The 20795-nt window shown below is 65.6% G+C and carries 20 protein-coding genes and 1 riboswitch; of the genes, 14 read left to right on the forward strand and 6 right to left on the reverse strand.

The features are described 5' to 3' along the window. Window positions 1–4: 4 nt before the first annotated feature. From BPNPMPFG_RS07735 to BPNPMPFG_RS07755, 5 genes are read right to left on the reverse strand one after another with little or no spacing between them, the layout of a single operon-like run. Window positions 5–1291, reverse strand: coding sequence for an NADH-quinone oxidoreductase subunit E (locus tag BPNPMPFG_RS07735; RefSeq protein WP_258594473.1), 1287 nt, complete (start codon window positions 1289–1291; stop codon window positions 5–7). Continuing rightward, on the reverse strand, window positions 1292–2482 hold the full coding sequence (locus BPNPMPFG_RS07740) for an NADH-quinone oxidoreductase subunit D (protein ID WP_258594474.1): 1191 nt from the start codon (window positions 2480–2482) through the stop codon (window positions 1292–1294). Window positions 2483–2491: 9 nt separating this feature from the next. Then, a complete protein-coding gene (locus BPNPMPFG_RS07745; RefSeq protein ID WP_258594475.1) occupies window positions 2492–3097 on the reverse strand; it encodes an NADH-quinone oxidoreductase subunit C in 606 nt (201 codons plus the stop codon). 4 nt (window positions 3098–3101) lie between these two features. Continuing rightward, a complete protein-coding gene (locus BPNPMPFG_RS07750) occupies window positions 3102–3683 on the reverse strand; it encodes a NuoB/complex I 20 kDa subunit family protein (RefSeq protein WP_023720749.1) in 582 nt (193 codons plus the stop codon). Then, a complete protein-coding gene (locus BPNPMPFG_RS07755) occupies window positions 3674–4039 on the reverse strand; it encodes an NADH-quinone oxidoreductase subunit A (protein WP_095087214.1) in 366 nt (121 codons plus the stop codon). Before BPNPMPFG_RS07755 ends, BPNPMPFG_RS07750 begins: the two co-directional genes overlap by 10 nt. Before the next feature lie 387 nt (window positions 4040–4426). On the opposite strand from BPNPMPFG_RS07755, the gene BPNPMPFG_RS07760 reads away from it, so the two are divergent. The 8 genes from BPNPMPFG_RS07760 to BPNPMPFG_RS07795 all read left to right on the forward strand — a co-directional run bounded on the left by BPNPMPFG_RS07760 (window position 4427) and on the right by BPNPMPFG_RS07795 (window position 14593). Beyond that, on the forward strand, window positions 4427–5626 hold the full coding sequence (locus BPNPMPFG_RS07760; RefSeq protein WP_258594479.1) for a winged helix-turn-helix domain-containing protein: 1200 nt from the start codon (window positions 4427–4429) through the stop codon (window positions 5624–5626). 29 nt (window positions 5627–5655) lie between these two features. Then, window positions 5656–5862: riboswitch (cobalamin riboswitch) on the forward strand. Between the two features lie 39 nt (window positions 5863–5901). Continuing rightward, entirely contained in the window at window positions 5902–6330 is a 429-nt protein-coding gene (locus BPNPMPFG_RS07765; RefSeq protein ID WP_258594481.1) for a DUF1636 family protein, read from the forward strand. A gap of 2 nt (window positions 6331–6332) precedes the next feature. Beyond that, window positions 6333–7370 carry a cobalamin biosynthesis protein CobW gene (gene cobW / locus BPNPMPFG_RS07770; RefSeq protein ID WP_258594483.1) on the forward strand — a complete coding sequence of 346 codons (1038 nt, stop codon included), beginning with the start codon at window positions 6333–6335 and terminating at the stop codon, window positions 7368–7370. Window positions 7371–7388: 18 nt separating this feature from the next. Continuing rightward, window positions 7389–10964: a cobaltochelatase subunit CobN gene (locus BPNPMPFG_RS07775; RefSeq protein WP_258594484.1), complete on the forward strand. Its 3576-nt coding sequence runs from the start codon at window positions 7389–7391 to the stop codon at window positions 10962–10964. Next, window positions 10961–12442, forward strand: coding sequence for a precorrin-3B synthase (cobG, locus tag BPNPMPFG_RS07780; RefSeq protein WP_413776837.1), 1482 nt, complete (start codon window positions 10961–10963; stop codon window positions 12440–12442). The genes BPNPMPFG_RS07775 and cobG overlap by 4 nt, the downstream gene beginning before the upstream one ends. Window positions 12443–12444: 2 nt before the next feature. Further along, complete coding sequence (locus BPNPMPFG_RS07785) at window positions 12445–13077, forward strand: precorrin-8X methylmutase (RefSeq protein ID WP_258594486.1); 633 nt, start codon at window positions 12445–12447, stop codon at window positions 13075–13077. After that, window positions 13074–13832 carry a precorrin-2 C(20)-methyltransferase gene (locus BPNPMPFG_RS07790; protein ID WP_258594488.1) on the forward strand — a complete coding sequence of 253 codons (759 nt, stop codon included), beginning with the start codon at window positions 13074–13076 and terminating at the stop codon, window positions 13830–13832. Before BPNPMPFG_RS07785 ends, BPNPMPFG_RS07790 begins: the two co-directional genes overlap by 4 nt. Continuing rightward, window positions 13829–14593 (forward strand): precorrin-3B C(17)-methyltransferase, encoded by a 765-nt coding sequence (locus tag BPNPMPFG_RS07795; protein ID WP_258594489.1) that lies wholly within the window; start codon window positions 13829–13831, stop codon window positions 14591–14593. Before BPNPMPFG_RS07790 ends, BPNPMPFG_RS07795 begins: the two co-directional genes overlap by 4 nt. Here BPNPMPFG_RS07795 and BPNPMPFG_RS07800 read toward each other — a convergent pair. Continuing rightward, window positions 14581–15330 (reverse strand): cobalt-precorrin-6A reductase, encoded by a 750-nt coding sequence (locus BPNPMPFG_RS07800; protein ID WP_258594490.1) that lies wholly within the window; start codon window positions 15328–15330, stop codon window positions 14581–14583. The genes BPNPMPFG_RS07795 and BPNPMPFG_RS07800 overlap by 13 nt on opposite strands. Before the next feature lie 112 nt (window positions 15331–15442). Here BPNPMPFG_RS07800 and cbiE point away from each other — a divergent pair, with 112 nt between their 5' ends. From cbiE to cobS, 6 genes are read left to right on the forward strand one after another with little or no spacing between them, the layout of a single operon-like run. Next, window positions 15443–16672 carry a precorrin-6y C5,15-methyltransferase (decarboxylating) subunit CbiE gene (gene cbiE, locus BPNPMPFG_RS07805; RefSeq protein WP_258594492.1) on the forward strand — a complete coding sequence of 410 codons (1230 nt, stop codon included), beginning with the start codon at window positions 15443–15445 and terminating at the stop codon, window positions 16670–16672. Continuing rightward, window positions 16669–17055, forward strand: coding sequence for a cobalamin biosynthesis protein (locus BPNPMPFG_RS07810; protein WP_258594493.1), 387 nt, complete (start codon window positions 16669–16671; stop codon window positions 17053–17055). The genes cbiE and BPNPMPFG_RS07810 overlap by 4 nt, the downstream gene beginning before the upstream one ends. Then, the gene (cobM, locus tag BPNPMPFG_RS07815) at window positions 17052–17816 is read left to right on the forward strand and encodes a precorrin-4 C(11)-methyltransferase (protein WP_258594495.1); all 765 of its coding nucleotides are present in this window, start codon (window positions 17052–17054) and stop codon (window positions 17814–17816) included. The genes BPNPMPFG_RS07810 and cobM overlap by 4 nt, the downstream gene beginning before the upstream one ends. Beyond that, the gene (gene cobA, locus BPNPMPFG_RS07820; protein ID WP_258594496.1) at window positions 17813–18631 is read left to right on the forward strand and encodes a uroporphyrinogen-III C-methyltransferase; all 819 of its coding nucleotides are present in this window, start codon (window positions 17813–17815) and stop codon (window positions 18629–18631) included. Before cobM ends, cobA begins: the two co-directional genes overlap by 4 nt. Continuing rightward, entirely contained in the window at window positions 18628–19941 is a 1314-nt protein-coding gene (locus tag BPNPMPFG_RS07825; protein WP_258594498.1) for a cobyrinic acid a,c-diamide synthase CobB, read from the forward strand. Before cobA ends, BPNPMPFG_RS07825 begins: the two co-directional genes overlap by 4 nt. 60 nt (window positions 19942–20001) lie before the next feature. Next, window positions 20002–20763, forward strand: a complete 762-nt coding sequence (cobS, locus tag BPNPMPFG_RS07830; protein ID WP_258594500.1) for an adenosylcobinamide-GDP ribazoletransferase — start codon at window positions 20002–20004, stop codon at window positions 20761–20763. The last annotated feature ends 32 nt before the right edge of the window (window positions 20764–20795 follow it).

Below are 20795 nucleotides of genomic sequence, written 5' to 3' on the forward strand. Positions count from 1 at the left end.
TCCCTCAGACCGGCTTCTTGCCGAAGATGCGGATGTATTCGGCGACACCGCCCTTGGCGAGCGCCTTGGCCTGCTTGACCCAGTCGTCGCGATCGATGCGGCCATGGAAGGAGAGATAGCCGTCCACCCATTCGCGCTCGGCCTTCTTCCACGAAGCGACCTGCGCGAAGGTGAAAATGCCAAGCGAATGCAGGATGCCTTCGATCTTCGGGCCGACGCCGGAGATCAGCTTGAGATCGTCGACCAGCGCCGGCCTGTCGATGCCGGCCGGGCGATTCCTGTCCTCGAGCGAGGGCTTTGCCGGCCTGGCCTCGGCCTCCGGCGCCTTGAAGGCGGTTGCCGGCTCGGCCTTGGTCTTCGGACCATTGCGTTGCTTGGAAACCTGTTCGACCTCGGGGGCTGCCTTGTTGGCATTGGCGGCCGAATGCAACGGCGCCGAGACGCTCGCCGCCTTTTCCGCCGCCGGCGCGACCTTGGCGGCCGAAGGCGTCTTCAAGGCCGGGCTGGTTTCAGGCGCGTCGGTCTTCGGCTTGCCGGCGTTGGACGGTGCAACAGGAGCGGCCGGTGCTGGTGCTGCCGGGGCGGTTGCGACCGGCGCGGCGGCGGCAGCCGGCGCCGCAGCGTGGGCGGCCTTGGTCGCCGCCTTGGCTTCCCTGTCGCGCGTGCTCTTGAGAATTGCCTTTTCGCTGGTCAGCGTCGTCAGCCCGGTGATCGGCTCCGACCCCGTGCGGCCATCCTGCGGTCCAGGCGCCACCGAGGCGCCCTTGCCGGCCTCATAGAGATCGATGATTTCGCCAAGCCGCTCCGGCGTCAGATCCTCGAACGTGTCCTTGAAGATCATCACCATCGGTGCGTTGACGCAGGCGCCAAGGCATTCGACCTCTTCCCACGACAAGGTGCCCTTGGCGTTGGTGTGGAACTGGTCGTGATGGATTTTTGAACGGCACACATCCATCAGCGCTTCCGAGCCGCGCAGCATGCAGGGCGTGGTGCCGCAGACCTGGATGTGGGCGCGCGTACCGACCGGGCTCAACTGGTATTGCGTGTAGAAGGTCGCGACCTCGAGCCCGCGGATACGCGGCATGCCGAGCATATCGGAAATCGTCTCGATGGCCGCCTTCGTCACCCAGCCTTCCTGCTCCTGCGCCAGCATCAGCAGCGGGATGATCGCCGACTGTTCGCGGCCCTTCGGGTATTTCTTGATCCATTGCTTCGCCGCCGCCGCATTCGCCCGGTTGAAGGCGAAGGCTGCTGGCTGGACGCTGGCTTCTGCGAGACGGCGGACTGACATTTAGCGATCGACCTCACCAAACACGATGTCGAGGGAGCCGAGAACGGCGGTGACGTCGGCCAGCATGTGGCCACGGCAGAGGAAATCCATGGCCTGCAAATGCGCGAAACCGGGTGCGCGCAGCTTGCAGCGATAGGGCTTGTTGGAGCCGTCCGAGACCAGATAGACGCCGAATTCGCCTTTCGGCGCCTCGACGGCCGCATAGACCTCGCCGGCCGGCACGCGGTAGCCCTCGGTGTAGAGCTTGAAGTGATGGATCAGGGCTTCCATCGAGCGCTTCATCGCCTGGCGCTTCGGCGGCACCACTTTGCCGTCGAGGTTCGACACCGGGCCGGTGCTCTCCTTGCCGAGCAGGAGATCGACGCACTGGCGCATGATCCTGGCCGACTGGCGCATTTCTTCCATGCGCACGAGATAGCGGTCGAAACAGTCGCCGTTCTTGCCGATCGGAATGTCGAAATCCATTTCCGAATAGCATTCATAGGGCTGCGATTTGCGCAAATCCCAGGGGGCGCCGGAGCCGCGCACCATGACGCCGGAAAAGCCCCAGGCCCAGGCGTCGGCCAGCGAAACGATGCCGATATCGACATTGCGCTGCTTGAAGATGCGATTTCCCGTCAAAAGCGCGTCGAGATCGTCGATCGACTTCAGGAACGGGTCGATCCACTTGCCGATGTCCTCGACCAGCTTCTGCGGCAGGTCCTGGTGCACGCCGCCGGGCCGGAAATAGGCCGCATGCATGCGCGAGCCCGAGGCACGCTCATAGAACACCATCAGCTTTTCGCGCTCGACGAAGCCCCACAGCGGCGGCGTCAGCGCACCGACGTCCATCGCCTGCGTCGTCACATTGAGGATGTGCGACATGATGCGGCCGATTTCGCAGTAGAGCACGCGGATCAGCTGGCCGCGCTTCGGCACTTCGATGCCGAGCAGGCGCTCGGCGGCAAGCGCGAAGGCATGCTCCTGGTTCATTGGCGCGCAATAGTCGAGCCGGTCGAGATAGGGCACCGCCTGCAGATAGGTTTTTGCCTCGATCAGCTTTTCCGTGCCGCGATGCAAAAGCCCGATATGCGGATCGACGCGGTCGACGACTTCGCCGTCCAGCTCGAGAACCAACCTCAGAACACCATGCGCCGCAGGGTGTTGAGGTCCAAAGTTGATGTTGAAATTGCGGACGGAGGTCTCAGCCATTCTGGCGCCTCAATTCGTCTTGGCTTTTTCGTCCCCGGGCAGCACGTAGTCGGTGCCTTCCCAAGGGGAAAGAAAATCGAAATTGCGGAATTCCTGCTTCAATTCCACTGGCTCATAGATGACGCGCTTGGCCTCGTCGTCGTAACGCACCTCGACGAAGCCGGTCAGCGGGAAATCCTTGCGCAGCGGGTGGCCTTCGAAACCGTAATCGGTCAGCAGGCGGCGCAGGTCGGGATGGCCGGAGAACAGCACGCCATAGAGATCGTAGGTCTCACGCTCGAACCAGTCGGCGCCGGGAAATACGCCGGTGATCGACGGCACCATCGTTTCCTCGTCGGCCTGAACCTTGACGCGGATGCGCACATTCTGCTTCGGCGACAACAGATGATAGACGACGTCGAATCGCTTGGCCCGCGACGGATAGTCGGCGCCGCAGACATCGATGATCGAGATGAACTGGCAGCGCGCATCGTCGCGCAGGAAGGTCACCACTTCGACCAGGTCGCGCGGCTCGACATGGATGGTCAACTCGCCATAGGCGATCGCCGCGTCATTGACGCGGCCAATCAGCTTCTCGCCCAGATAGGTCGACAGTTCACTCAGGGATGCGGTCATGGATTTACCGTTCGATCGTGCCGGTGCGGCGGATCTTCTTCTGCAACAGAAGAATGCCGTAAAGCAGCGCTTCGGCGCTCGGCGGGCAGCCGGGCACATAGATATCGACCGGCACGATGCGGTCGCAGCCGCGCACCACCGAATAGGAATAGTGGTAGTAGCCGCCGCCATTGGCGCAGGAACCCATCGAGATGACGTAGCGCGGCTCCGGCATCTGGTCGTAGACCTTGCGCAGCGCCGGCGCCATCTTGTTGGTCAGCGTGCCGGCGACGATCATGATGTCGGATTGGCGCGGAGACGCGCGCGGCGCGACACCAAACCTCTCCGAGTCATAGCGCGGCATCGAGGTATGGATCATCTCGACCGCGCAGCAGGCGAGACCGAACGTCATGAACATCAGCGAACCGCTGCGCGCCCAGGTGATCAGCGCTTCCGTCGAGGTGACGAGAAAGCCCTTGTCGGCCAGCTCGTTGTTGATCTCGAGGAAGAACGGATCGTCCTCCCCCACCGGCCTGCCGGTGTTGGGATCGATCAGGCCCTTGGGCTTCGGCGCGACGAGCGTGCCGGAACTGTCGTTCAATCCCATTCCAGCGCTCCTTTTTTCCATTCATAGGCAAAGCCGATGGTCAGCACCGCCAGGAAGACCATCATCGACCAGAAGCCGAGCATGCCGATCTTCGAGAACGACACCGCCCACGGAAACAGGAAGGCCACCTCCAGATCGAAGATGATGAACAGGATCGACACCAGGTAGAACCGGATGTCGAATTTCATGCGGGCGTCGTCGAACGAGTTGAAACCGCACTCGTAGGCGGAAAGCTTTTCGGGATCGGGATTGCGATAGGCGACCAAGAAGGGGGCGGCCAGCAGTGCCAGTCCGACGACCAGCGCCACGCCGATAAACAGGACGATGGGCAGGTATGAACCTAGAAGTGCGTTCATGCTCGGCTTTCCGTTGGCGCCAATCCACTTTGATTACAGCACCGGACCCTAATGCGGAAGCGTGACAGTTTAACCGCTGAACCGTTTTAAGGGCCTATGCTGCAACGCGGCGAGGGTTAGCGCAGCACTTCCAGCGAAGCAAGTCAAACCTTGTTCAAAACACTGACCTGGACGGCATATCCGGAGAAACTGGTCTCATCCGCTCCTGTTTGATTTCCTTCACATTTTACTCCACTTTTCTCTCCTGACATGGTTGCCGCCAAAACCCTGCTAGCATGGAGCGGAATCACCATGCAGGTACCGCAAAAGTGATCTCGGTTTACGGCGGGAACCTGCGCGGACAAAGAAGCCAAACCTCGGTCAAATCATCCTAAGAGTGACAACGGCATGAAGGAAAAGATCTCGCTCCCCATGGCCCGGCACATCGCGCTCGCCGCCCAGGGGTTTCTGGATCCCCGCCCCGCAGGTACGCCCGACCGCCGCCATTTTGCCCGGGTGCTTTCCCGCACAGGCCTGCTGCAGATCGATTCCGTCAGCGCTGTGGTGCGAGCGCATTACATGCCGCTCTATTCGCGCCTTGGCCCCTACCCCCTTGCTTTGCTCGACAATGCCGCCGTGACGCGCAAGCGCACGGTGTTCGAATACTGGGCGCACGAAGCCTCTTTCCTGCCGGTCGAGACCTACCCGCTGATGCGCTGGCGCATGCAGCGGGCCGAGCGCGGTGACGAAATGTATCTCGGCCTCGCCAAATGGGGCCGCGAACACGCCGGCTACATCGAAGATATTTATCGCGCGGTGGTCGAGCGCGGTCCGATCGCCGCTTCGGCGCTCGAAGGCCAGAAAGGCTCCGGCGGCTGGTGGGGCTGGAGCCATGCCAAGCACGCCTTCGAATGGCTATTCTGGGCCGGGCGCATTACCACGGCGCATCGTCGTGGTTTCGAGCGGTTCTATGATCTGCCCGAACGCGTGCTGCCGCAGGCGATCCTCGACTTGGCCGTACCGGCCGCCGAGGACGCGCACCGCGAATTGCTGCGCATTTCAGCCCGCGCCCATGGCATCGCGACATCAGCCGATTTGCGCGACTATTTCCGCCTGTCACCCGCCGACATGAAGGGCCCGCTGGAGGAACTGGTTGAAACAGGCGAGCTGCTGCCGGTGCGCGTCGAGGGCTGGGACAAGCCGGCTTACCTTCACAAGGACGCGCGCCTGCCAAGAAAAATCGAAGCCCGTGCCCTGCTGGCGCCGTTCGATCCGGTCGTCTTCGAACGATCGCGCACCGAGCGGCTGTTCGATTTCCACTATCGCATCGAGATCTACACCCCGGCCGACAAGCGCCAGTACGGCTACTACGTCCTGCCCTTCCTGCTCGGTGACAGGATCGTGGCACGCGTCGACCTCAAGGCCGACCGCCCCGCCAGTGTCCTGCGCGTCCATGCCGCCTATGCGGAGCCCGGCGCGCCATCCGAGACCGCCGCTCAGCTCTTCGAAGAACTGAAGTCGATGCAGGGATGGCTGGGGCTCGAACGCATCGAGGTGACGCCGGCTGGTGATTTGGGGCCGGCGCTGGCCGACATAGCGGTGTCGTAAGCTCGCGTTGACACCACTGCCCGCAAAAGCCTAAATCCAACCCAGACGGTCTCTTCTCTTCAACGAGAGGAGCCAAGAGGGAATGCGGTGCGAGATGAAAAATCTCAAATCCGCAGCTGTCCCCGCAACTGTAAGCGAAGAGCCAAGGCCGAAAGCCACTGGGATGTCCCCGGGAAGGCGGCTACCCAAGGCGATGACCCGCGAGCCAGGAGACCTGCCGTCTGCGACTGTAGAATCCGATCGCCCGGCGGGTTTCCGGGCAAGGAGCCCGATTTTTGGACCACGACAGCAGTTTTTCGGCTGGTACAGCGGATGTTTCGTCCGGCGATAGCGATGCCTTGGCCGGCGTGACCGTCATCGTCTGCGCCTCCTGCCGCGACGAGACCGGCTCCGACGCCCATCCCCGCGCAGGCGAACTGCTGGCGCAGGACACGCGCAGCGCTGCCTCTGGCGAAGACATCCGCGTCCGCACAGTCGAATGCCTCGGCAATTGCAAGCGCCGGCTCAGCGCCGCCATCCTGCGCGATAGCTGCTGGAGCTACGTCTTCGGCGACCTGACCGCGACCAGCGGCGCCGATCTCGTTACCGGCGCCAAACTCTTCGCCACCTCGACGGACGGCCTCATTCCGTGGCGCGGCCGTCCCGATAGCCTGAAACGCGGCCTCGTGGCCCGCATCCCTCCCCTCGACCTGTTGAAGGACTGATCATGACTGCTTCCGTCTCCCGCGTCCCCTGCACCGTCGTCACCGGCTTTCTCGGCGCCGGCAAGACGACGCTGATCCGTCATCTGCTGGAAAACGCCGGCGGCAAGCGGATCGCCATCATCGTCAACGAATTCGGCGACATCGGCATCGACGGCGAGATCCTGAAGGGCTGCGGCATCGAGACATGCCCGGAGGAAAACATCGTCGAACTGGCCAATGGCTGCATCTGCTGCACCGTCGCCGACGATTTCGTGCCCGCGCTCGACCAGATCTTGTCGCTGACGCCGAAGGTCGACCACATCCTGATCGAGACCTCGGGCCTCGCGCTGCCCAAGCCACTGGTGCAAGCCTTCCAGTGGCCGACGGTGAAGAGCCGTGTGACGGTCGACAGCGTCATCGCCGTCGTCGATGGTCCGGCACTGGCCGAGGGCCGCGTCGCCAACGATATGGACGCACTTCAGGCGCAGCGCGCCCAGGACACGACGCTCGATCATGACGACCCGGTCGAGGAAGTGTTCGAGGACCAGATCGCCTGCGCCGACCTGATCATCCTGTCGAAGAGCGACCTGATGGACGTCGCCGGCTCGGCCCGCGCCAACGCCATCATCAATGAACACTCCGCCCGTGCCGTGAAGATCGTGCCGACGTCGCATGGCAAGGTCGATCCCTCCGTGCTGCTCGGGCTCGGTCTCGCCGTCGAGGACGACATCGAGAACCGCAAGTCCCATCATGACGGCGCATTCGACCACGAGCATGACGACTTCGATACGTTCATTGTCGACATTGCCTCGATCGCCAATCCGGACGAACTGGCAAAACGCGTCGCTACCGCCGCCGAACAGGAAAACGTGCTGCGCGTAAAAGGCTTCGTCGAGGTCGGCGGCAAGCCGATGCGGCTTTTGCTGCAGGCCGTCGGCCCGCGCGTCAATCACTATTACGACCGCGCCTGGACGGCGCAGGACGACCGCCGCTCGCGTCTCGTCGTCATCGGCCTCAAGGGGCTGAACCGCCCGGCGATCGAGCGTATACTCGCCGGCTGACGCAAACCACGGGCCGCGATGCACATCCTCACCACGACCTCCGCCTCGCTCGACGATCTCGCCGAGCCGGTCGATCTGCGGCAGACGCCGGCGGATATCGTGGCCCTGTCCTTCACCGACAGCGATCTCGCCGGACTGGCGGCGGCATGGAAGGCCGATGCTGGCCACCTGCCCTCGATGCGGCTGGCGGCTTTGCGTGACCTTCGCCACCCCATGTCCGTCGACCTCTGGGTCGACAGCGTCGCCCGCCATGCCAAAATCATCCTCGTGCGCATCCTCGGCGGCTACGACTGGTGGCGCTATGGCTGCGACCAGCTTGCCTCGACCGCCCGCGCACGCGGCATAAAACTGGCGCTGCTGCCCGGCGAATGCCGCGACGAGGACCTGCGCCTGATCGAGTCCTCGACCCTGCCGCGCGAGGAATTGGACAGCCTGCTCGACTATTTCCGCGAGGGCGGCCCAGCGAATATGAGTGCGCTGGTGCAAAGGCTGGCGCGGTTGGCTGGGTCTGAAGCGACGATTTCGGCGCCGGTCGCGGTTCCGAAGGCAGGGTTTTACGAGCCGGGACTTGGGATTGTTGATCATCCGAGTGCCGTGCGGGTATCGATGATAGGTAGCGATCCTGCCCACGTCCGTGCCCCCATCATCCCCATCCTGTTCTACCGCTCGATGCTGCTGGCAGCCGATGTCGCGCCCATCGATGCTCTCTTCGAAGCGCTGCGGCTGTGCGGCATTAACCCAGTCCCCATCTTCGTCTCCAGCCTCAAGGACCCGGTATCCCTGGCATTCGTGGAGACCGCGCTGGCCGCGCTCAAACCCGCCGCCATCATCGCCGCGACCGCTTTCGCGTCTGGCGCTGAACCCGGCAAAGAGACTCTGTTCGACCGCGCCGGCGTGCCTGTGTTCCAGGTCATCGTCGCCACCACCCGCCGCGATATCTGGGAAAACAACCAGCGTGGCCTGGCGCCCGCCGACCTCGCCATGCATGTCGTGCTACCGGAACTCGACGGCCGCATTCTGGCCGGCGCCATTTCCTTCAAGGGCGAGAGCGAGGTCGATCCCGCACTTGGTCACCGCGCCTTCGCCAACCGGCCGGAGCCGGATCGCGTGGCGCAAGTCGCGGACCGCGTCGCGGCCTTCATCCGCCTGCAGGAGACGCCAAGCGCCGAGCGCAAGCTGGCCATTCTGATCCCTGACTATCCGAGTGCCCCCGGCCGCACCGGCTATGCCGTCGGCCTCGACGTGCCATCCAGCGTGCTGGCCATGCTGCATGACCTCAAGGGACAGGGCTATGCCGTTGACGGGATTCCGCAATCGCCGCGGGCGCTGCTGGATGCGCTGGAGCGTAGCAATGATGGGCTGAAACTGGAGGACTATCTCGACTTCTCGAAGGAACTGCCGGCTGAGGCAATGGCTGTCGTAGAGGCGGCCTGGGGGAAGACGGAAGATGAAACAGGTTTGTTCGAGGCGCCCCCCTCTGTCCTGCCGGACATCTCCCCCTCAAGGGGGGAGATTGGCATTTTCGCTGTTGGCTCCCGCCCCGCATCCTTGGCTATTGGCGAAAGCGGAGATGGAAGCGCAATCTCCCCCCTTGAGGGGGAGATGTCCGGCAGGACAGAGGGGGGCGCGACAGAACGCCAACCTTCGCGGCTAGTCGGCGAAAATCACTTCCCCTTCCGTGCCGCCACCTTCGGCAACATCACCGTGGCACTCGCCCCGGATCGCGGCCGCTCGGCGGATCGCCGTGCCGATTACCACGACCCAACGCTGCCACCGCGCCATGCGCTGATCGCCTTTGGCTTGTGGCTGCGCAAATCGCTCGGCGTTCATGCCCTGATCCATGTCGGTGCGCATGGCACGCTGGAATGGCTGCCGGGCAAGACGGTCGCGCTCTCGGAGAACTGCTTTCCCGAGATCGTCACCGGTCCCCTGCCCGTCATCTACCCCTTCATCGTCTCCAACCCCGGCGAAGCTGCGCACGCCAAGCGGCGCATCGCCGCCGTCACCCTTGGCCATCTGCCGCCGCCGCTGACTGGCGCCGGACTGGACGAAAACCAGCACAAGCTCGAGCGGCTGGTCGACGAATATGCGCAGGCCGACGGGCTAGACCGTCGCCGCCGTGACCGTCTGGCCAAGCTCATCGTCGACACCGCGCAAAAGACCGGCCTTGCCTCCGAAGCCGGCGTCGCCGGAACCGACGCGCCCGACGAAGCGCTGCGCCGCATCGACGCCTGGCTCTGCGATCTCAAGGATTTCGCCATCAAGGACGGACTGCACATCTATGGCCGCGCGCCCGAGGGCGAGCCCGACGCCATGCGCCGCCAAAGTGCGGCGGCCGAGAAGACGGCGCTGCTCGCCGCGCTCGATGGCCGCCACGTCAAGGCTGGACCGGCCGGCGCGCCCGCGCGCGGCCGTTCCGATGTCTTGCCCACCGGCCGCAACCTGTTCACGTCGGATCCGCGCACCATGCCGACGCCGACCGCCTATGACCTCGGCAAGGCGGCGGCGGAGGAAGTGGTGCGCGGCTACATGCAATCGCATGGCGACTGGCCGCGTTCGCTGGTCATCGATCTCTGGGGCTCCGCCTCGCTGCGCACCGGCGGCGAGGAGATCGCGCAAGGCCTGGCGCTGATGGGCTGCCGGCCGCAATGGGATGCCGCGACCGGCCGCATCACCGGCATCGAGGTCTTGCCGCCGGCCACGCTCGGCCGCCCGCGCGTCGATGTCACCTGGCGCATTTCAGGCCTGTTTCGCGACATGTTCCCGACCCAGATCGCGCTGATCGATGCCGCCGCCAACGCTGTTGCCGCCCGCGACGAGGACGATTCGGAAAACCCGCTGGCGGCCAAGGCCCGCGCCGATGGCAAGATCAGCCCGCGCATCTTCGGCACTTCGCCCGGCACCTACGGCGCCGGCGTCGAGGACCTGCTGTCGAGCGGCGACTGGACGGCGCGCGAAGAGATCGGCCGCGCCTATCTCGACGCCACCTCGCATGCCTATGGCGGCGCCGACGGCGAAGGTGTCTCCGCGCCCGGCGCCTTCGAAGGCCGCATCGCCGAAGCCGATCTGCTGGTCCACACCGGCGACGACCCCGGCCGCGACATTCTCGAAGGCTCCGCCGACGTCGCTTTCATCGGCGGTTTTTCGGCAGCACTTGCCGCGCTTGGCAGGAACGCCGACGTCATCGTGCTCGACACCACCGATCCGCAAAAGCCGAAGCCCCGTTCGCTCAGTGAGGCGGTGGCCCGCGTTGTACGTGCCCGCGCCGTCAATGCCCGCTTCATATCTGGCCAGATGCGCCACGGCCCGCGCGGCGCCTCGGAATTCGCCGAAACGGTCGACCGGCTGGTCGGCTTCGCCGAGACCACTCATGCCATATCGGGCGCCCTGATCGAGGCCGTGCATGATGCCTATCTTGGCGACGCGGAAGTTCGCGCCTTTATCCTGCGCGAGAACCCCGCCGCCGCGAAGGTGATCGCCGAGCGCTTCCTGTCGGCGCGGCACCGTGGCCTCTGGCACCCCTTGCGCAATTCGATCGACGACGATCTTGCCGCGCTGATTGCCGAGGCCGAGGCGCTCGGGGTCGCGGCATGAACGCCTTCTCGCGCCGTGGCGCCTGCCCAGCCCTGGCAGCACCCATGCAGACCGGCGACGGGCTGCTGGTGCGGCTCAACCCTGTCACTGGAGGATCGTCGCCGAAGCTTTTGATTGGACTCGCCGAATCCGCCTTGCGGCACGGCAACGGCATCATGGAAGTCACCGCGCGCGGCAGTTTGCAGATACGCGGCCTTACAGGGGATAGCGCGGCGCTGCTGGCGACGGAGGTCGATGCGCTTGATATCGCCGTGCGCACCGGCGTGCCGGTCGAGACCGGGCCGCTGGCCGGCATCGATCCGCAAGAGGTAGCCGATCCTCGGCCGCTGGCCGAGGGCATTCGCAAAGCTATCGATGAAGCGGGGCTGACGCAGCGGCTTGGACCGAAGGTTTCGGTCGTTGTCGACGGCGGGGGGCAACTGACGATGGATGCCGTGACGGCTGATGTGCGGCTGGCTGCAACGCGCACCGATGCGGGAGTTCGATGGCTGGTGTCTGTCGCGGGTGATGGGCAGAATGCGAAGGTGCTTGTCCTTGCCGATGAAGACTCGGCGCGTGACATCGTCATCGCCGCTCTAAGAATGATTGCCGAAAAAGGCCGGGAGGCACATGCAAGGGATTTATCGGAGAGGCAACTGACATCGCTCGCCGGTTGGCGATCCTTCCCACCCCCCTCTGTCCTGCCGGACATCTCCCCCGCAAGGGGGGAGATTGCGCCCTCATCTCCGCTTTCGCCAATCGCAGGCGTTGCGCCAATAGCTGACGCTGTAAGAGGAGAGCCGGCGGCAGAACTGCCGATCCCCCCCCTTGCGGGGGAGATGTCCGGCAGGACAGAGGGGGGTGGGAAGGAATGCCGGCCTATTGGAATTTTTAATCTGGCCACCTCCGCCACCGCCCTCGGCATCGGCCTGCCCTATGGCAGCATGCCAGCGGACAAGATCATCGGCCTCGCTCAAAGCGCCCTAACCCGCGGCACCACCGAAATCCGCCTCGCCCCGGGCCGTGCCTTGCTTTTCCTTGGCCAGCCATCCGCCGCCAACCAGCCCCTCCAAGACGCCGCAGCCACCCTCGGCTTCGTCACCGACGCCGCCGATCCGCGCACGCGCATCGCCGCCTGCCCTGGCATGCCGGCCTGCGCTTCCGGCCGGATCGCGACGCGCGATATTGCCGAGGCGATAGCCGCTGAAAACGCCGACATCCTCGACTTCACCCTGCACATTTCCGGCTGTGCCAAGGGCTGCGCCCATCCGGGCAAAGCAGCGCTTACCTTGGTCGGCGGCGAAAACGGAGCCGGACTTGTCGTGAACGCGACGGCAAAGGCCCTTCCTGCCGGGTACAGGCCGCGCTATGACGCCGCGCGCGGCCTCAGCCGCGTCGCGGCAATGATCCGCAGCGCACGACTTCCCGGCGAAACCGCCGCCGCTTGCCTGACAAGGCTTGGCGCGGCCGGCATCGTCGAGGCTTACCGACAGGAATGAGCATGGCCGCCTACGACTACATCCACGACGGCACGGCGATCTACGAGCGCTCCTTCGCCATCATTCGCGCCGAGGCTGATCTGTCGCGCTTTTCCGAAGCCGAGGCTGATGTCGCCATCCGCATGATCCACGCCTGCGGCCAGGTCGAAGCCACCAGGCATTTTGTCTTTTCCACGGATTTCGTTGCCGCCGCGCGCGCAGCGCTTTCGGCTGGCGCGCCGATCTTCTGCGACGCGGAAATGGTCTCGCACGGCGTCACTCGCGCCAGGCTGCCGGCCGGCAATGAGGTGATCTGCACACTGCGCGACCCGCGCACGCACGAAATCGCCAAGGAGATTGGCAACACCCGTTCGGCGGCTGCGATCGACCTGTGGGGCGAACGCATGGCAGGTTCGGTGGTTGCTATCGGCAACGCGCCGACCGCGCTCTTCTATCTCCTGGAAAAACTGCGTGACGGCGCGCCGAAGCCGGCGGCCATCATCGGCATGCCGGTCGGCTTTGTCGGCGCGGCCGAATCGAAGGATGCGCTGGCCGGGAATTCCTATGGTGTGCCCTATGCCATCGTGCGCGGCCGGCTGGGCGGCAGTGCCATGACCGCCGCCGCGCTCAACGCCCTGGCGAGGCCCGGCCTGTGAACGCCCCCGCGAAAGGCCGCCTGGTTGGTGTCGGCACCGGTCCCGGCGATCCCGAACTGTTGACGCTGAAGGCCGCGCGGGCCTTGGCCGAGGCCGATGTCGTGGCCTATTTCGCCAAGCGCGGCAACAACAGCAACGCGCGCACCATTGTCGAAGCGCAATTCCGCCCGGGCATGACGGAATTGCCGCTGCTCTATCCCGTCACCACGGAAATCGACAAGGATCACGACGACTACCGGTCGCAGATCACCGGTTTCTACGAAGAATCGGCCGAGAAGGTCGCCGAGCACCTTCAGGCAGGCAAGATGGTTGCGGTGCTGTCCGAGGGCGACCCGCTGTTCTACGGCTCCTACATGCATCTGCATGTGCGCCTCGCCCATCGTTTCCCGACCGAAGTCATTCCCGGCGTCACCGCCATGTCGGGCTGCTGGTCGGCCACCGGCCTGCCGATCGTCCAGGGCGACGATGTGCTGACCGTGTTGCCGGGCACGATGAGCGAGTTCGAACTCACCCGCCGGCTGGCCGACACCGACGCCGCCGTCATCATGAAGGTCGGTCGCAACCTGCCCAAGATCAGGCGTGCGCTGGAGGCAACCGGCAAGCTGACGCGCGCCGTCTATGTCGAGCGCGGCACCATGGCCAGCAGCATCTCGATGAAGCTCGCCGACAAACAGGACGACAAGGCGCCCTATTTCGCCATCGTGCTGGTCGCAGGCTGGTCCGGCCGGCCCGGCGTTTTGGGAGCGCAAGCATGAGTGGCCGTCTTACCGTCATCGGCCTTGGGCCTGGCAATGCCGATCAGGTCACGCCGGAAGCCAGCCGTGCTGTCGCCGATGCCAAGTTCTTCTACGGCTACAAACCCTATCTCGACCGGCTCGAGCTGCGCCCGGACCAGACCCGCGTTGCATCAGACAATCGCGAGGAGCTCGCGCGCTCCAAGGATGCGCTGGCCAAGGCCGCCGAGGGCCATGACGTTGCCGTGGTCTCCGGCGGCGATCCCGGCGTGTTCGCCATGGCCGCCGCCGTCTGCGAAGCGATCGAGGCAGGCCCAGCCGAATGGCGTGCCGTCGATGTCACTGTGGTGCCCGGCATCACCGCCATGCTGGCCGTTGCCGCGCGTATCGGCGCCCCGCTCGGCCACGATTTCTGCGCCATTTCGCTGTCCGACAATTTGAAGCCTTGGGAACTGATCGAGCTGCGCCTGCTCGCGGCAGCCGGCGCCGGCTTCGTCATCGCGCTCTACAACCCGATCAGCAAGGCGCGCCCTTGGCAGCTTGCCCGTGCCTTCGAATGCCTGACCGCGATCCTGCCTGGCACCACGCCTGTCATCTTCGGCCGCGCCGCCGGTCGCCCGGACGAGCGCATCGAGGTCACTCTGCTGGCCGATGTCGAGGCCGAGAAGGCCGATATGGCGACCTGCATCATCATCGGCTCGCCCGAAACCCGGATCATCAAGCGAGGGGACAGACCGGCGCTGGTCTACACGCCGCGATCGTCGACGGGTCACAAGAAATGATCGACCCCAAATTGGTTGACAATCGCGGCCAGCGCTTCGACGGTTTCAGCCGAGGCCACGTCCGGCAAGGCCGGCCTGCCGACCATGACCACTTCGATGCCAAGTGCCCGCGCCGCGGCGATCTTGCCATAGGTCGCCTCGCCGCCGCTGTTCTTAGACACAACGGCGTCGATGCGATGTTTTTCGAGCAGCGCGCGTTCTTCCGCCTCGCGGAACGGCCCCCTGGCCAGAAGATAGCTCGCATCCGGAACCGCCAGCTTCGGCTCGACCGCATCGACGCTGCGGATGAGATAGTGGTGCTGGGGTGCTGCTTCGAAGGCGGTGACCTCTTGTCGGCCCAGTGCCAGGAACACGCGGCGCGGCGCCGATCCGAGCGCCTGCGCGGCATCGCCAACCGTATCGACCTGCGTCCAGCGGTCGCCCTCGACAGGCTGCCAGCCGGGGCGCCGCAAAGCAAGGATCGGCGTACCGGTGGTGTGCGCGGCTTGCGCCGCATTGGCCGAGATTTGCGCCGCATAGGGATGCGTGGCGTCGATCAGCAGGTCTATGCGCATCTCCCGGAGATAGGCGGCCAACCCATCGGCGCCGCCAAACCCTCCGGTTCGCACCGGCACACCCTGTGCGACCGGGCTCTCGGTGCGGCCAGCCAGCGACAGCACGACCGAGGCGCGTGCGGCCAGTTGTCCGGCCAACTGCCGGGCTTCAGTGGTGCCGCCGAGGATCAGGATTTTCTTCATCTACACCATGATGGATTGCGCCCCGTAGGATCGCCAGCGTTGCAGCCAGTTCCCTTCTCCCCGTCACTATACGGGGAGAAGGTGCCGGCAGGCGGATGAGGGGCGGCGCGACATGTCAAAAATCAAGCAGCCAAAGCCTAAATGGCTCACCATCGTCGGCATCGGCGAGGACGGTTTAGCGGGTCTCGGCGATGAGGCCAAGCGGCTGATCGCCAAGGCGGAAATCATCTTCGGCGGCAAGCGGCACCTCGCCCTTGTCGCTTCCTTCGCCAAGGGCGAGGCGCGCCCGTGGCCGGTTCCTTTCGATGCCGAGATGGCCGATGTGCTGGCGCTTGCCGGCAGAAACGTCTGCGTGCTCGCCTCCGGCGACCCGTTCTTCCACGGCGTCGGCGCCACCCTAGCCCGCAAGGTGAAGGCGCAGGAGATGCATGTCATCCCCGCGCCTTCAGCCGTTTCGCTGGCAGCCGCCCGCCTTGGCTGGGCCCTGCAGGATATCGAGACCGTGTCGCTGCATGGCCGGTCGCTCGACCTCATCCGGCCGCTGCTGCAGCCGAACGCTCGCATATTGGCGCTGACATCGGACGCCGAAGCACCCGCTGCAATCGCGCGCCTGCTGACCGAACTGGACTTCGGCACATCGCTGCTGACGGTCCTTGAGGCGCTGGGCGGGCCGAACGAAACATTGCGTTCGACCCGTGCCAATGCCTTCGACATCGAAAACATCAATCCGCTCAACGTCCTGGCCATCGAAATTGATTCAAATCCGCAAGCACGCGTGCTGCCGCTGACATCAGGCCTTGCCGATCATCTGTTCGACCATGACGGTCAGATAACCAAGCGCGAAATCCGCGCCATCACCCTTTCGGCACTGGCGCCGAGGCGCGGCGAATTGCTGTGGGACATCGGCGCCGGCTCCGGCTCCATCGGCATCGAATGGATGCTCGCCCACCCCTCGATGCGCGCCATCGCCATTGAGGCCGACCCGATCCGCGCCGCCCGCATTGGCCGCAACGCCGCTGCCTGCGGCGTTCCCGGACTTGTCGTCGTTGAAAGCACCGCGCCCACGGCACTGACCAAGCTGGACACGCCAGACGCGATCTTCATCGGTGGCGGCGGCAGCGATGCCGGCGTGTTGAGCGCCGCCATCAAGGCCCTGCGCGCCGGCGGTCGTCTCGTCGCCAATGCGGTGACACTGGAGATGGAGACGCTGCTTCTCGCGCGTCATGTCTCGCTTGGCGGCGATCTCACCCGCATAAACATATCCCGCGCATCGCCGGTCGGATCGATGCAGGCCTGGCGGCCGGCCATGCCGGTCACGCAATGGAGCTGGGTGAAACCATGATGGTCGCGGGCATCGGCAGTCGAAAAGGTGTGACGGTTGAGGACGTGCTCGCGGCGATAGAAACCGCGCTGGAGACGCATGGGCTGGCGATGACGGCGCTGTCCGCTTTGGCGACCGCCCCTCTGAAGCAGGACGAAGAGGCCATCCTTGCCGCCGGGCGTCAGCTCGATCTTCCGGTCATCGTCGCCGATGCGGCCGCGATCGAGGCCGCCTCATCAGCCACGATCAGCCATTCCGATCTCTCGCTCGATCTGGCCGGCACGCCGTCGGTTTCCGAAGCATCCGCCCTCGCCGTCGCCGGCAAAGGCGCGAGGCTGCTTGGCCCTCGCACGGTGCTCGGCCCGGTCACATGCGCCATCGCCATCGGCGGAGATGCGCCATGACCGTGCATTTCATCGGCGCCGGCCCGGGCGCGGCCGATCTCATCACGCTGCGTGGCGCGAGGCTGCTGGCAAGCTGCCCGGTCTGCCTCCATGCCGGTTCGATCGTCGCTCCCGAACTTCTGCAGCACTGCGCGCCGGGCACGAAGCTGATCGACACCGCGCCGATGTCGCTCGACGAGATCGAGGCCGCGTATCTCGATGCTCATAAGGCCGGGCATGATGTCGCCCGCCTGCATTCCGGCGACCTGTCGGTGTGGAGCGCGGTTGCCGAACAGATCCGCCGGCTGGAAAAGCACGGCATCCCCTACACGCTGACGCCCGGCGTCCCCTCTTTCGCCGCCGCGGCCGCAGCACTTCGCCGCGAGCTGACCATTCCCGAAGTCGCGCAAAGCCTGGTGCTGACCCGCATCTCCGGCCGCGCCTCAAAGATGCCGCCCGGTGAAACGCTTGCCGGCTTCGGCCGCACTGGCGCCACGCTCGCCATTCATCTCGCCATCCACGCCATCGATCGCGTCGTCGCCGAGCTGACGCCGCATTATGGCGGCGATTGCCCGGTGGCGGTCGTCTTCCGCGCCTCCTGGCCGGACGAGCGCGTGCTGACCGGTACGCTAGCGACCATCGAAGCGCAACTAGCTGCCGATCCGATGGAGCGCACGGCGATCATCTTCGTCGGCCGCTCGTTGGCGGCGGAAGGCTTTGGCGAGAGTTCATTGTACGACGCCCACTACCAGCGGCGTTTTCGCGGACGGGACGGATTGTGAACGGCAGCACCAAGAACAAAGGCCAGAACGCCACGCTCGAACAGGCCTTGTCGCGGCTGAATTTCAAGTCGCGCCGGCTCGAGCCCGGCCATGTCTGGCTGGCCGGCGCCGGCCCCGGCGACCCTGGCTGCTTGACCCTGGAAGTGCTGGCGGCTTTGGCCGAGGCGGACGCGCTGGTCTACGACGCGCTGGTCTCCCCCGATGTCGTCGCTGTTGCTGAAAACGCCGAGCTGTTCTTCGCCGGCAAGCGCGGCGGACAACCATCGATGAAGCAGGACGACATCACCGCCCTTCTGGTCCGGCTGGCGCGCGAGGGCCGCCGCGTCGTCAGGCTGAAGGGCGGCGATCCCTATATTTTCGGCCGTGGCGGCGAAGAAGCTTTGGCGCTGGCGCGGGAACATATCCCGTTTCGGGTCCTGCCCGGCCTGACATCGGGCCTCAGCGCGCTGGCTGCCACCGGCATCCCGGCCACCATGCGCGGCATCAACAAGGCGGTGATCCTGGCGACCGGCCATGCCGCCGGCACCGATGACGATATCGACTGGGCGGCGATCGCCCGCACCGGCCAGCCGGTCGTGGTCTATATGGGCATGGCCAATTTGCCCCTCATCGCCGCTGCACTGCTCGACGGCGGGTTGGCGCCGTCGACACCGGCGGCGGTGATCGTTGCCGCGACGACGCCGCAGGAGCGCATTGTCGTCGCCACGCTCGCCACCATTGCCGAGGAAGCCGCCGCCGCCGGCCTCGCCTCGCCGGCGCTGATCGTCGTCGGCGGCATCGTCGCCATGCGCGCGGCACTTGCGGGGGAAGCATGACCGCCCGCGCCATCATCATCGGCGCGCCGCGCTCCGGCTCGGGCAAGACCAGCGTCACCATCGGCATCCTGCGCGCGCTTACCCGGCGGGGCTTGAAAGTGCGCGGCGCCAAATCCGGCCCCGACTATATCGATCCCGGCTTCCACACCGCCGCCACGGGCCTTTCCGGCGTCAATCTCGACAGCTGGGCGATGCCGCCGGCGCTGCTCAACGCGCTCGCCGCGCAGGCGGCCGACGATACCGACTTCGTCATCCTGGAAAGCGCCATGGGCTTGTTCGACGGCATTCCGGCGGCTCCCGGCCGCACCGGCTCGGCGGCCGATCTTGCCCGGCTCTACGGCCTGCCAGTCCTGCTGGTGCTCGACGTTTCCGGCCAGTCGACCACCGCGGCAGCGGTTGCCAAGGGTTTTGCCACCTACGATCCGGATGTGCGCATGGCGGGCGTCGTGCTCAACCGGCTGGGCAGCGAACGCCACCGCCGGCTGTCCGGCGATGCCATCGAGGCGATCGGCCTGCCGGTCGTCGGCGCCATCCTGCGTGACCCGTCGCTCAATCTGCCCGAGCGCCATCTCGGCCTCGTCCAGGCCGGCGAATATGACGACCTGCTGGCGCATCTCGACCGGCTGGCCGACATGGCCGAAAAATCGCTCGACCTCGATGCCATCATGGCGCTGGCGACACCCCTCGCCCCAGCGTCCGGCGGCTTCGCCGATGCTCTGCCGCCGCCCGGCCAGCGGATCGCGCTGGCAGAAGATGCCGCTTTCACCTTCCTCTACCCGCATGTCGCGGCCTACTGGCGCAAGGCAGGCGCGGAGATCGTCCCGTTCTCGCCGCTCGCGGACGAAGCACCCGACGATGATTGCGACGTCTGCTGGCTGCCCGGCGGCTATCCCGAGCTTCATGCCGGCAAGCTCGCCGCCGCCGCGAATTTCCGCGCTGGCGTGACAAGATTCGCCGCGACGAAGCCGATCCATGGCGAGTGCGGCGGCTTCATGGTGCTTGGCGAAGCGCTGGAGGACGCCTCTGGCGAGACGCATGCGATGCTCGGCCTGCTCGGCCATTCCACCAGCTTTGCCAAACGCAAGATGAATCTCGGCTATCGCGAGGCGCGGCTGCGCGCCGATTGTGCGCTGGGCGCACAGGGCGCGCTGATCCGTGGCCACGAATTCCACTATGCGCAGATGTTTGCTGCCGGCAATGACGAGCCGCTGGCCGACCTCGCCGACGGCCAGGGCAACCCGATCGGCGCTTCCGGCTATCGGCGCGGCCATGTCAGCGGCACGTTCTTCCACGCCATCGCGAGGGGCTAGGGCATGATCCCAAGAAATGGCAACCGGTTTGCGGAAAAAATCCGACTCAAGGTCCGGAACATGCGCCTTTCGCCGCGACAGATTCCTGACGATATCGCGCTCTGCCTGGTCTTCTTCACCCGGCTGCCGCTGCCCGTCTTTGATTTTCGCGGCCGCGGCCTTGCCGCCGCGATCTGGGCCGCACCGGTTGCCGGCCTTGTCATCGGCCTGATCGGCGCCATCGTCTTTGCCACGGCGGAACGGTTTGGCCTCGCCATGGGGCCGGCGGCGGCGCTTGCCCTTGTTTCAACGGTGCTCACCACCGGCTGCCTGCATGAGGACGGGCTGTCGGATGTCGCCGACGGCTTTGGCGGCGGTAAATCGCGCGGTCGTAAGCTCGACATCATGCGTGACAGCCGCATCGGCGCCTACGGCGCCATGGCGCTGGGTCTGTCGCTGCTCATCCGCTGGAGCGCACTGTCGGAGTTTGTCGAGCCCACACAGGCCCTCTTCGCCCTGATCGCCGCACACGCGGCCTCGCGCGGCGTCTTGGGCGCCTTCATGCACCTGCTGCCCCCGGCGCGCTCCGACGGCCTCTCTGCCGACGCCGGTACGGTCTCATTCGAAACTGCCGTCGCCGGTGCCGTGCTCGGCGCCATCCCGCTGCTCTTGCTCGGGCTCGGCGGCGCCCTTGTCGCGCTCATTCTGCTTGGCCTGCTGTTTGCCGCCTTCCGCGCGCTTTGCCTCAACCAGATCGGTGGCCAGACCGGCGACACGATCGGCGCCTTGCAGCAGCTGAGCGAAGTCGCCGTGCTGCTCGTCGCTTCCGTAGCCCTTTCCTGATCCCCCTTTGGCCTGATTCCCTTTTGGAGACT

Origin of the sequence: Mesorhizobium sp. AR07 (assembly GCF_024746815.1) — a bacterium.
Lineage (GTDB): Bacteria > Pseudomonadota > Alphaproteobacteria > Rhizobiales > Rhizobiaceae > Mesorhizobium.